Consider the following 12,396-nt stretch of genomic DNA (forward strand, 5'->3'; position numbering starts at 1 on the left):
AACCTCGCTTAGGCTAAGCAGCCCCTTGTTGTTGACGATTTTTTTTAAATAGCTCCCTAAACATAGGGTAAATGTCTTCAACACTTTGAATATGTTGTATTGCAAAGTTGCTATGGGTTTGGGTGATGTTTTGATATTCGCGCCATAAGCTTTGGTGCGCACGCGTGGTAATTTCTATATAGGCAAAGTAGCGTACCGCATTAAGTAGCTTATTGCGTAATATTTCACCGCAGTGTGGGGTGTCGTCTGCCCAGTTATCGCCATCAGATGCTTGCGCTGCGTATATATTCCATTGCTCTGAATCATAGCGCTCTTTTATTATTTCGTTCATTAATTTAAGGGCACTGGAGACAATAGTGCCGCCAGTTTCTTGAGAATAAAAAAACTCTTGTTCGTCGACCTCTTTAGCTTGTGTGTGGTGGCGTATATACACCACCTCAATGTCTTTATAACTTCGGGTCAAAAATTGATACAGCAAAATATAAAAACGCTTTGCCATGTCTTTTGTGGCCTGATCCATTGAGCCTGATACATCCATAATACAAAACATAACGGCTTTGCTGGTGGGGTGGGGGCGTTTTTCATAATTACGAAAACGTAAGTCGTAATTATCAATAAATGGTACGGCTTTTATTTGCTGTTTAAGTTGCTCAATTTCCTCTTGTAATAACGCAATGATGGCTTGGTCGCTGTTGGCTTGCTCACGCTCCATCGCAAGTTGGCCTTCAAGCTCTGCTAGGCGCCTTTTTTTACCCGCGCTCATGGCGACTCTTCTGGCGAGTGAGCCCTGTAATGAGCGTACTATATCAATATTACTGGGCATACCATCGCTACAAAAACCAGCCCGATGAGTTTTCATTTGTACAAGCTTATCTAGCTGGTTTTCTTGTAAGTTGGGCAGTTCTAGGTCTTCAAAGAGTAAATCAAGGTATTCATCTTTAGAAATAGAAAACACAAAGTCATCTTGGCCTTCGCCTGAATCACTTGCATCGCCATCGCCTGCGCCACCACCTTGGCCGCCTTTAGGGCGCTCAATTTTGTCACCTGTTGAAAATTGATCGTTGCCAGGGTGAATTTGTTCTCTGTCGCCCCCTTTACCTTGGTGAAAAATGGGCTCGCTAATATCTCGTTGCGGGATAGATATACTCTCTCCTGAACTTGAGTCGGTAACGCTGCGTTTATTAACCGCATCAGACACTGCTTCTTTTATTTGCTTTTTATAGCGCCTAATAAAGCGCTGACGATTAAGCGTGCTTTTGTTTTTACCATTTAAGCGTCTATCTATAAAATGCGCCATACTGTTCCCCCTAAACTACATGAAGGTTACTGCGATTTTCTAACCCGTAAATACCACTCAGAAAGTAAACGCACTTGTTTTTGCGTGTAGCCTTTTTCAACCATGCGGTTAACAAAGTCCTCGTGTTTTTGTTGATCCTCAGCGGAGGTTTTTGTATTAAAGGAAATAACAGGGAGTAGATCTTCAGTATTTGAGAACATTTTTTTCTCAATCACTGTGCGTAGTTTTTCGTAGCTTGTCCATAACGGGTTTTTACCATTATTGTGAGCGCGTGCACGTAATACAAAGTTAACTATTTCGTTCCTAAAATCTTTGGGATTAGAAATGCCGGCGGGTTTTTCTATTTTTTCAAGTTCTGCATTTAACGAGGCGCGGTCAAATAATTGTCCTGTATCTGGGTCTCTGTATTCTTGATCTTGTATCCAAAAATCAGCATAAATCACATAGCGGTCAAAAATATTTTGGCCATATTCAGAGTATGACTCTAAATATGCGGTTTGTAGTTCTTTACCAATAAACTCAACATATTGCGGAATTAAATAGCCTTTTAAAAAACTTAAATAGCGCTCTTCCACTTCGGCGCTAAATTGTTCACGCTCTATTTGTTGCTCCAAAACATAAAATAAATGCACCGGATTAGCTGCAACCTCGGTGGTATCAAAATTAAATACGCGCGACAAAATTTTAAAAGCAAAACGAGTGGAAATGCCGGTCATGCCTTCATCTACCCCTGCGTAATCACGATACTCCTGGTAAGACTTTGCTTTAGGGTCGGTATCTTTTAGGGTTTCACCATCATAGACCCGCATTTTTGAGTAAATACTAGAGTTTTCAGGCTCCTTTAATCGAGATAAGGTAGTAAATTGCGCTAACGCTTTAAGCGTACCTGGTGCACACGGTGCGCTGGCAAGTTCACTATGTTGAATAAGTTTGTCGTAAATTTTTATTTCTTCGGTCACGCGCAGGCAATAAGGGACCTTTACAATATAAACACGATCTAAAAACGCTTCATTGTTTTTATTATTTTTGAATGTTTGCCATTCTGACTCATTTGAGTGGGCTAAAATCATGCCGTTAAAGGGCAGAGCGCTAATACCTTCGGTACCGTTGTAGTTACCCTCTTGCGTTGCGGTAAGGAGTGGATGCAGCACCTTGATAGGGGCTTTAAACATTTCTACAAACTCCATTAAACCTTGGTTTGCTAAACATAAAGAGCCTGAGTAAGCGTAGGCATCGGGGTCGTTTTGAGCAAAGTGCTCAAGCTGGCGAATATCTACTTTGCCCACCAATGCAGAAATATCTTGATTATTTTCATCACCGGGTTCGGTTTTGGCTATACCTATTTGATTTAAAATAGAGGGGTAGCGTTTGACGACTCTAAATTGACTAATATCGCCGTTAAATTCTTTTAATCGTTTACCAGCCCATGGCGACATAATCGTTTTTAAATAACGTGGTTTAATACCGTATTCTTTTTCGAGAACGCTGGCATCTTCTACTGGGTCAAACAAACTGAGCGGGTGATCGTTTACCGGAGAGCCTTTAATTGAATAGATAGGCACTTGTTGCATTAAATATTTTAGTTTTTCTGCAATTGAAGATTTACCTCCCCCAACAGGGCCGAGTAAATAAAGGACTTGTTTGCATTCTTCTAGGCCTTGAGCCGCATGCTTTAGATAGGAGACAATTTGTTCTATGGCATCTTCCATGCCGTAAAAGTCTGCAAAGGCAGGGTAGCGTGCAACCACTCTATTAGAAAATAACCGGCTTAAACGTGCATCGGTTGCAGTATCAACCATTTGCGGCTCGCCTATTGCCATAAGTAAACGCTCAGGGGCGCTGGCATAAGCTGATTTATCATTTTTACAAATTTCTAGAAATTCGCTAATGCTGTATTCTTCTTCTTGTGCTGCTTCGTATCGTGCTTGGTAGTGCTCAAAAATAGTCATAATAACCTCCGAAACCCGCTTTAAAAAGGTGCTTACTTTTTAAAGTTTAGTCAGAGATTGATATTTTTGTGCAATAAAATTAAAAATTTAAGTGAAAAAAGATCATGTGGCTAAATTAGCAATTTCGCGCGTATAAAGGCGGTTTGAATTTTATAAAGGCATAAAAAAAGACGCCGAGGCGTCTTTTTAAATCAGCGTATAATAGCTAATTAAGCGAAGTTAGCGTTCGCGAATTCCCAGTTAACAAGCGCCCAAAAACCTTTAAGGTAATCAGGACGAACGTTACGGTAATCAATGTAGTAAGCGTGTTCCCATAAATCCACAGTTAGGATTGGTGTAACACCTTCGTCTGTAAGCGGCGTTGCTGCGTTAGACGTGTTTACGATATCTAATGAACCGTCAGCTAGTTTAACTAACCATGTCCAGCTAGAACCAAAGTTATTAACCGCTTTGTCGTTTAATGCATCTTTAAACGCGTCAAAAGAGCCCCATTTAGCGTTAATAGCGTCAGCGATAGCACCTGTTGGCTCGCCGCCGCCATTTGGAGATAGACAGTTCCAGTAGAAAGTGTGGTTCCAAATTTGTGCAGCGTTGTTAAATACGCCACCTTCAGATGAACAAACAATCTCTTCTAAAGATTTGTTTTCAAATTCAGTACCTGGAATTAAACCGTTTAATTTAACAACGTAAGTGTTGTGGTGCTTACCGTGGTGATACTCAAGAGTTTCTTGTGAAATATGAGGCTCAAGTGCATCAATTGCATATGGTAGTGACGGTAGTTCAAATGCCATTTTTTTATCTCCATCTTCTTTTGGTTGATAACTCGCTTGATAGTACGTAATGCCTGATAGAACAGACCACTTACCTATACCAAACGAAAATATAGTGTTACTATAATTGTTGAGTATTTTACTCAAGTTTAAGCAAACAGCAATGCTATTGCTAAAGACTATTTCAATTGCGGCTTTATTTGCCCATTTTAAGTTATATATCTGTGGCCACAATGATTTATTTTCAAGCCCTAGGTATATCAAGCTATCGTCATTTTGAGGTTGTAGATGGAAACCATTGATAAAATTAAACAGCAGATTTCAGAAAACCCAATTATCCTTTACATGAAAGGGTCGCCTAAATTACCAAATTGTGGTTTTTCTTCACAAGCGTCACAAGCTCTAATGTCATGTGGCGAACCATTTGCCTATGTTGATATTTTACTTAATCCAGATATTCGCGCTGAGTTACCAGCATACGCAAATTGGCCTACTTTCCCACAGCTTTGGGTTGAGGGCGAATTAGTAGGTGGTTGTGACATTATCATTGAAATGTTTCAACGTGGTGAATTACAGCCACTGATCACTGAAACTGCAGCTAAGTATAAAGAAGCTGACGCAGAGTAATTGCTACTTTGCTAGATTATTAAAGCCACGTTTTACGTGGCTTTTTTGTGCCTATATAACTTTATTACGTCTTAAACTCTTGGTCAGCCCATCAGTGGGTGATTATAACCATTAATTTGTGCTCAATAGTTAGCAAACTCAGCCCTTGCTCCTTGTTTAGGTGCACCTAGTCAGGATAAGTAAGCAACAAAGCTACTTATATAAGCGCGAATTTTAATTAAAATATGAGTTTTATATCAATGCGCAATAAGACGTAATCAATTTACGGGGCTAAATGTGTCGCTATCTGCGTTAAATAATTCTTTTTTAGAACAACTAAATAGCGAGTTTTTTGCCCAGCTATCAACACGTTTTTCCAGCCTTACAATAGTTCGCTCAATCAAGCGAATTGGCATTAAATAAAAATTCACTACATCTGCACTAAAAACGACACCACAATTAATAACTATACTAATGAACGCTAAAAAAGCGTGATCCTAAACCTCTAATTTATTTAAAACGCATTAAACTATCTAAATGTTAACTGAACCCGTGGGAAACAAGTGAATATTTATTCATTGCTTTGGTGCCTTACGTTTACGTAAAGGGTATTGCTTTAACGCCTTTGTTTTTACAAAATGTTAAAATTGACACCAGTGTCATGAAAAAATAACGCGCAAATAAGCGCTAAATGTTAAAACTTATGGGTGAAAAAGAAATCTTGCCTTGAAGTGAGAAATATTCAAGAATGTGAATATGTATTCAAAATAATATTGACTCTATTTACTATAGAGGCTAGTTTTGTGCGTCTGTTAGCAAATCGTCGAGCAGTTCATTCACGTTAACAGTGCAGCAAGGGAGGGGTCTATGTTATACGACTCAACATTAGAAAAAGATAATTGTGGCTTTGGCTTAATAGCCCAAGTAAATGGTCAAGCTAGTCATCGGCTTATTCGTACAGCTATTACTGGACTTGATCGCATGCAGCACCGCGGTGGTATTTCTGCCGATGGTAAAACAGGTGACGGCTGTGGTTTATTACTACAAAAACCTGACAGTTTTTTCCGTGCTATTGCGAGTGAGCATAATTGGCACTTAGGTAAAAATTACGCCGTAGGCATGGTTTTCTTAAATTCAGATCCCGTTTTAGCACAAGCTGCAAAACAGGTTTTATGTGAAGAATTAGAACAAGAAACACTTAAAATACTCGGTTGGCGTGAAGTGCCTACTGACCCTTCAATGCTAGGGCCAATTGCGACACAGCAATTACCTGGTTTTGAGCAAATTTTTGTTAGTGCGCCTGAAGGTTGGCGTTCTAAAGATTTAGAGCGACGTTTATATGTAGCACGTCGCCGTGCAGAAAAGCGTTTAGCAGAGGATGAGTCGTTTTATATTGCGAGTTTATCGGGGTTAGTGACTATCTATAAAGGTCTTATGATGCCTGCAGATTTGCCTAACTTTTATTTAGACTTAGCTGATATTCGTATGACCAGCGCTATTTGTGTATTCCATCAGCGTTTTTCTACTAATACCCAGCCGCGTTGGCCTTTAGCACAACCATTTAGGTATTTAGCGCATAATGGTGAAATTAATACCATTGAAGGTAACCGCCAATGGGCTCGTGCACGTTCGTATAAGTTTTCATCGCCACTTATTCCTGATTTACAAAGCGCAGCGCCGTTTGTAAACGAAACCGGCTCTGACTCTTCAAGCTTAGATAACATGCTGGAGCTGTTTTTAGCCGGTGGCATGGATTTATTCCGTGCTATGCGTATGCTTGTGCCACCTGCATGGCAGAAAAACCGTGCTATGGATGATGATTTACGCGCATTTTACGACTTTAACTCTATGCATATGGAACCGTGGGATGGCCCTGCGGGCATTGTTATGTCTGATGGGCGTTTTGCAGCCTGTAACCTTGACAGAAATGGCCTGCGTCCAGCGCGCTATGTTATTACCCAAGATGGCTTTATTACACTTGCCTCTGAGGTAGGGATTTGGGATTACACTGCAGATGAAGTGGTCGAAAAAGGCCGTGTAGGACCAGGTGAGCTGTTAGTAATTGATACTAAATTAGGCAAAATTTGGCACTCAGACGAAATCGATCAAGATCTAAAATCGCGTCATCCTTATAAGTCATGGCTTGAAGAAAACGTTAAACGTTTAACCCCGTTTGAAGAGCTTACCGAGCAAGATGCGGGTAATCGCTCATTTGATGACGAAACACTTGCTAAATACCAAAAAATGTTTGGTTACACTAACGAAGAGCTCGATAGTGTTATTCGCGTAATGGGTGAAAACGGTCAAGAAGCAACAGGCTCTATGGGTGATGACACGCCATTTGCAGTACTTAGCGAAGGGCATCGTTCATTGTACGATTACTTCCGCCAAAAGTTTGCACAAGTGACTAACCCACCAATTGATCCGCTGCGTGAAAACCACGTAATGTCACTGGCAACGTGTATTGGTAGTGAGCAAAACGTATTTAATGAAACTACAGGCCACGCTAAGCGCCTACAGTTTGATACGCCAATTTTAATGTATGCAGACATGCAGCAGCTACTAAATGCCGATGACGAGCATTACAGCTACTGTAAAATTGATATTACATACACAGCAGAGGAAGGTTTAGAAAAAGCGGTTGCACGTATTTGCGACGCTGCACAAGAAAAAGCAGCAGCCGGCTGTGTAATGCTTATTTTATCTGACCGTAACTTTAGCGAAACCCAATTACCAATTCCTGCTGCTATGGCGGTAGGTGCTGTACAAAAACGTTTAGTAGATAATAACTTACGTTGTGAGTCTAATATTATTATTGAAACGGGTAGCGTACGCGATGCACACCAATTTGCCGTATTACTTGGTTTTGGTGCAACCGCAATTTACCCATACCTTGCATACGAGTCACTGGTTGCGATGAGCGACAGTAAAGTGATTGATAAGTCGTACTGCGAAGTGACGCTTTCGTACCGAAAAGCCATTAATAAAGGCTTGTACAAAATTATGTCTAAGATGGGCATAAGCACAATTGCATCGTACCGTTGTTCAATGCTTTTTGAAGCGGTTGGTCTATCTGATGCTATGGTAGAAATGTGCTTTAAAGGTGTGGCAAGTCGTATTAAAGGCGCCTGTTTTAGCGATTTTGATATTGATCAGCAAAAGCTTCATAAACTTGCTTTTAGTAAACGTAAATTATTGAGCCATGGCGGTTTATTAAAATACGTTCACGGTGGTGAATACCACGCTTACAACCCAGATGTTATTCAAACGCTACAAAAGGCCGTACGTTCAGGCGATTATAAAGACTACGCAGCCTATGCTGATTTAGTTAATAACCGTCCTATTGCAACGCTGCGCGATATGTTAGCGCTTAAATTACCTGAAAAAGGCATTAGCATTGATGATGTTGAGCCGGCTGAATTTTTATACCAGCGCTTTGACTCTGCAGCTATGAGTATTGGTGCACTTTCGCCTGAGGCGCATGAAGCGCTTGCCATTGCAATGAACCGCTTAGGCGGGTGTTCAAATTCTGGTGAAGGCGGCGAAGATAAGCTGCGCTACAACACCGAGAAAAACTCACGTATTAAACAAGTTGCCTCGGGTCGTTTTGGTGTAACGCCGCACTACCTTCGTAATGCTGATGTAATTCAAATTAAAGTGGCGCAGGGTGCTAAACCTGGCGAAGGCGGGCAATTACCAGGCGAAAAAGTAACGCCGTATATTGCAAAACTTCGTTATTCGGTACCCGGTGTAACATTAATTTCACCACCACCGCATCACGATATTTACTCAATTGAAGATTTAGCCCAGCTAATATTCGATTTAAAACAAGTAAACCCAGAAGCGATGATATCGGTGAAGTTAGTATCTGAGCCGGGTGTAGGCACAATTGCCACAGGTGTAGCTAAAGCGTACGCCGACTTAATTACTATCTCAGGTTACGATGGTGGTACCGGTGCTAGCCCATTAACGTCAGTTAAATACGCGGGTAGCCCGTGGGAGCTTGGCCTTGCAGAAACCCAGCAAGCGCTTGTTGAAAATGGTCTTCGTCACCGTATTCGCCTGCAAACAGATGGTGGTTTAAAAACAGGTTTAGATATCATTAAAGCCGCTATTTTAGGTGCAGAAAGCTTTGGCTTTGGTACAGGCCCAATGGTGGCGCTAGGTTGTAAATACTTACGTATTTGTCATTTAAATAACTGTGCGACCGGTGTTGCAACGCAAGATGAAACACTTCGTCAAAAGCATTACCACGGCTTACCAGAAATGGCGATGAACTACTTTAAGTTTATAGCTCAAGAAGCACGTGAAATTATGGCAAGCTTAGGTGTTGCTAATCTAACTGACTTAATTGGTCGTTTAGACTTATTAGAAGCGATTGAAGGTAAAACAGCGAAGCAAAAGAAAATAGATTTATCGTCTGTAATTGCTCAGCCAAATAACCCAACGGGCGAAACCTTATTTTGCAGCGCACCAAATAGCTCGCATTATTTAGGTGAACTTAACGAAACGTTACTAGGTAAAGCGCAACAAGCGATTGATTCCTCATCGGGTATTTCGCTCGTGAGCCGCATATGTAATACAGACCGTTCAGTGGGCGCAATGCTGTCGGGTTACATAGCCTCTAAGCATGGCAACCAAGGTATGGCTGCAGATCCAGTATCTATTGAGCTACATGGTACAGCAGGGCAATCATTTGGTGTTTGGAATGCCGGTGGCCTTGAAATGACCCTTATTGGCGATGCAAACGACTACGTGGGTAAAGGCATGGCTGGTGGTAAGCTTGTTATACGCCCACCACTGGGATCATCGTTTGAAAGTCATAAAGCGACTATTGCTGGTAACACATGTTTGTACGGTGCTACGGGTGGTAAGTTATTTGCCGCAGGCTGTGCTGGTGAGCGTTTTGCAGTGCGTAACTCTGGCGTGCAAGCCGTTGTTGAAGGCGTAGGTGATAACGGCTGTGAATACATGACTGGCGGCGTTGTATGCGTGCTAGGTAATGTAGGCGTTAACTTTGGTGCGGGTATGACAGGTGGTTTTGCTTATATTTTAGATGAGCGAAGTGACTTTGAAAAACGCATTAATCCAGAGCTTGTAGAAGTAGTAACACTTGATGATTTAAGTTCGCACCAAGAGCATTTACGTGGCCTAATTGCCGAGCATTTAGAGCTTACGGGTTCATGTAGAGCAGAAACCATTTTAGCTAATTTTGAACTGTACTTACCTATGTTCAAACTAGTAAAACCAAAATCAAGTGATGTAAAAAGTTTACTCGGGCACCGCGCTCGAAGTAGCGCAGAACTTCGTGTTCAAGCGCAATAAGGGGGCAGTATGAGCGAAAATGTATATCAATTTATAGACGTGCAGCGTGTTGATCCGCGCAAAAAACCAATCTCGTCGCGTAAAAAATCTTTCGTGGAAATTTACGAACCCTTTTCTGAGAATCAGGTAAATTCACAAGCTGACCGTTGTTTAGATTGTGGTAACCCTTACTGTGAATGGAAATGCCCAGTGCATAACTACATTCCGCAGTGGTTAAAATTAATTAGAACTGGCCGTATTTTAGAAGCGGCTGAGCTTTCTCATCGTACAAATAGCTTGCCTGAAGTGTGTGGACGCGTATGTCCACAAGACAGACTGTGTGAAGGTTCATGTACGCTTGATGAAGAGTTTGGCGCAGTAACGATAGGTAATATTGAAAAATACATTACCGATACCGCATTTAAAATGGGCTGGAAACCAGACATGTCATACGTGACATGGACGGATAAAAAAGTGGCTATTATTGGTGCGGGTCCGGCTGGTTTAGGGTGTGCAGATATTTTAGTACGTAACGGTGTAAAGCCAGTGGTTTTTGACCGTCACCCAGAAATTGGCGGATTACTTACTTTTGGTATCCCTTCTTTTAAACTTGAAAAAGAAGTAATGCAAAAGCGCCGTGAAATTTTCACCGAAATGGGTGTGGAATTTAAGCTAAACGTTGAAGTGGGTGTAGATATCACTATGGACGAAATTTTAGCTGACTACGACGCGGTATTTTTAGGTGTAGGTACGTATCAGAGTATGCGTGCTGGTCTTGAAAACGAAGATGCGCCAGGCGTACACGACGCACTGCCATTTTTAATTGGTAACACAAATCGCGTTATGGGTTACGATGAAAAAAACCAAGCGTGCATTGATATGGCGAATCAAAAGGTTGTGGTACTTGGCGGTGGTGATACCGCGATGGACTGTGTGCGAACGTCTATTCGCCAAAATGCAGCTAAAGTAACTTGTGCTTATCGTCGTGATGAAGAAAATATGCCTGGCTCTAAGCGTGAAGTTAAAAACGCTAAAGAAGAAGGTGTAAACTTTACCTTTAATGTACAGCCAACGGGTATTGTACTTGATGATAATGGTCATGTTGCAGGCGTTAAAATGGTTAAAACACAACTGGGTGAGCCTGATGAAAACGGCCGTAGCCGAGCAGAAGTTGTACCAGGCTCTGAGCACGTACTTGAGGCAGACCAGGTTATTATGGCGTTTGGCTTTAAACCACACAAAATGGACTGGTTAGAAAAGTATGATGTAGAAATTAACCACTGGGGCGGCATTAACGCACCAGAGCAAGGTGAATTTACTCATCAAACAACTAATCCGAAAATATTTGCAGGTGGTGATATAGTGCGAGGCTCTGATTTAGTGGTAACGGCTATTTTTGAAGGGCGTAACGCTGCTGAAGGTATTATGGATTATTTAGAGGTTTAATTATTTGTTCTTCTAAATAATTTTAAAAGCAAGCCAAGTGGCTTGCTTTTTTGTTTGTTTTATTCGAATGTTATGTCAACGTAATTAGTAACGAACGGTACTATATTAATATCACCAACTGCGTAACTTTCTTTTGCGACGCCTTCGGTTTTTACTTTCATGTAGTAATTACCAGAAGGAACTACCTTGTCGTAATGATTTGATCTTGTTTCGAGCCAAATACGGTTGTTTTGAGCGTCAACTACCCAGCCTTCAGGGCTAATTTCATGCATGTATGCTGAACATTTCACTTGTCCCACGCGTGGGTGTAAACATTTATTGATTGCGACTCTAGTTTGTTTGTTTGTTTGGATTAGCTGCCGTTTTTATTACTTGGATTTGGCCATAGTCTCTAGACTCTTTAGTTGCTTCATGGGGGTAAACTTTTGTTTGGGTAGTGGTATAAGAGCTTTGATTAGATGATGTTATTGATTGGTTTGTAGAACTTGATACACCATTTACAGCGCCGTTAATGCCATCTTTTACAGCTCGGGTAATATCATTACTTTTGCATCCTGTTAGCACTATTAGTGCAGGAATAATAAGAGTAAACTTATTCATTTTTAATCCTTAAAGTTATTGTTCTATCCTATGTTTCATTATTTTCAATGAAGCGTGTAATTACCATGGAATCCTACAATACAATAACCGTACTCATCCCTGATTAAGGTAAATAATGACCAAAAAACCTTCTTTTATCAAGCCTAAATAGTTAAACTTAAAGTTAATTTAATTTCAAAATTGTTTTATCAGAACATAAAAAATACATTTATTCTCTTGTTCTATGAGCGATAACTGAGCATCAATTTAAGCGTTGTATTAAAGCTCGTTCTGTTCAAAAATTGAGTTTTCAAGAATAAAGATTGTCCAACTCAAGGGAGGGTGAATCATGATGCCCTCTAATCTAATAGCCTAAATAACTGCTCCGATATTATTTTATGCTATAGTGCTAAATACTTGCTTTTTATTACATATTATCAAATAA

At 40.8% G+C, this 12,396-nt stretch carries 8 protein-coding genes; 3 read left to right on the forward strand and 5 right to left on the reverse strand.

Annotated features, from left to right (window positions below; translation table 11 throughout):
- Window positions 1-13: 13 nt before the first annotated feature.
- The 3 genes from AN395_RS11735 to AN395_RS11745 all read right to left on the reverse strand — a co-directional run bounded on the left by AN395_RS11735 (window position 14) and on the right by AN395_RS11745 (window position 4,037).
- Window positions 14-1,297: a YeaH/YhbH family protein gene (locus AN395_RS11735; RefSeq protein WP_054983102.1), complete on the reverse strand. Its 1,284-nt coding sequence runs from the start codon at window positions 1,295-1,297 to the stop codon at window positions 14-16.
- Window positions 1,298-1,323: 26 nt separating this feature from the next.
- Window positions 1,324-3,246: a PrkA family serine protein kinase gene (locus AN395_RS11740; RefSeq protein ID WP_054983103.1), complete on the reverse strand. Its 1,923-nt coding sequence runs from the start codon at window positions 3,244-3,246 to the stop codon at window positions 1,324-1,326.
- Window positions 3,247-3,455: 209 nt separating this feature from the next.
- The gene (locus AN395_RS11745) at window positions 3,456-4,037 is read right to left on the reverse strand and encodes a Fe-Mn family superoxide dismutase (RefSeq protein ID WP_004588111.1); all 582 of its coding nucleotides are present in this window, start codon (window positions 4,035-4,037) and stop codon (window positions 3,456-3,458) included.
- Between the two features lie 267 nt (window positions 4,038-4,304).
- Here AN395_RS11745 and AN395_RS11750 point away from each other — a divergent pair, with 267 nt between their 5' ends.
- The 3 genes from AN395_RS11750 to AN395_RS11760 all read left to right on the forward strand — a co-directional run bounded on the left by AN395_RS11750 (window position 4,305) and on the right by AN395_RS11760 (window position 11,372).
- Window positions 4,305-4,643 carry a Grx4 family monothiol glutaredoxin gene (locus tag AN395_RS11750; RefSeq protein WP_004588110.1) on the forward strand — a complete coding sequence of 113 codons (339 nt, stop codon included), beginning with the start codon at window positions 4,305-4,307 and terminating at the stop codon, window positions 4,641-4,643.
- Between the two features lie 846 nt (window positions 4,644-5,489).
- A complete protein-coding gene (gene gltB / locus AN395_RS11755) occupies window positions 5,490-9,947 on the forward strand; it encodes a glutamate synthase large subunit (protein ID WP_054983104.1) in 4,458 nt (1,485 codons plus the stop codon).
- Between the two features lie 9 nt (window positions 9,948-9,956).
- On the forward strand, window positions 9,957-11,372 hold the full coding sequence (locus AN395_RS11760; protein ID WP_004588108.1) for an FAD-dependent oxidoreductase: 1,416 nt from the start codon (window positions 9,957-9,959) through the stop codon (window positions 11,370-11,372).
- Between the two features lie 59 nt (window positions 11,373-11,431).
- Here AN395_RS11760 and AN395_RS19645 read toward each other — a convergent pair whose 3' ends face one another.
- Window positions 11,432-11,662 (reverse strand): hypothetical protein, encoded by a 231-nt coding sequence (locus tag AN395_RS19645; protein WP_235576573.1) that lies wholly within the window; start codon window positions 11,660-11,662, stop codon window positions 11,432-11,434.
- Between the two features lie 40 nt (window positions 11,663-11,702).
- Window positions 11,703-11,972, reverse strand: a complete 270-nt coding sequence (locus tag AN395_RS19650) for a hypothetical protein (protein WP_054983106.1) — start codon at window positions 11,970-11,972, stop codon at window positions 11,703-11,705.
- Window positions 11,973-12,396: the final 424 nt, after the last annotated feature.

Origin of the sequence: Pseudoalteromonas sp. P1-30 (assembly GCF_001400005.1) — a bacterium.
In the GTDB taxonomy this organism is placed as follows: Bacteria; Pseudomonadota; Gammaproteobacteria; order Enterobacterales; family Alteromonadaceae; genus Pseudoalteromonas; species Pseudoalteromonas atlantica.

What these genes read in the sequence shown, in the direction of transcription:
- AN395_RS19650 (WP_054983106.1), bottom strand. Translation starts at nt 11,972, where the DNA reads ATGAATAAGTTTACTCTTATTATTCCTGCACTAATAGTGCTAACAGGA.
- AN395_RS11740 (WP_054983103.1), bottom strand. Translation starts at nt 3,246, where the DNA reads ATGACTATTTTTGAGCACTACCAAGCACGATACGAAGCAGCACAAGAA.
- AN395_RS11750 (WP_004588110.1), top strand. Translation starts at nt 4,305, where the DNA reads ATGGAAACCATTGATAAAATTAAACAGCAGATTTCAGAAAACCCAATT.
- AN395_RS11760 (WP_004588108.1), top strand. Translation starts at nt 9,957, where the DNA reads ATGAGCGAAAATGTATATCAATTTATAGACGTGCAGCGTGTTGATCCG.
- AN395_RS11735 (WP_054983102.1), bottom strand. Translation starts at nt 1,297, where the DNA reads ATGGCGCATTTTATAGATAGACGCTTAAATGGTAAAAACAAAAGCACG.
- gltB (WP_054983104.1), top strand. Translation starts at nt 5,490, where the DNA reads ATGTTATACGACTCAACATTAGAAAAAGATAATTGTGGCTTTGGCTTA.
- AN395_RS11745 (WP_004588111.1), bottom strand. Translation starts at nt 4,037, where the DNA reads ATGGCATTTGAACTACCGTCACTACCATATGCAATTGATGCACTTGAG.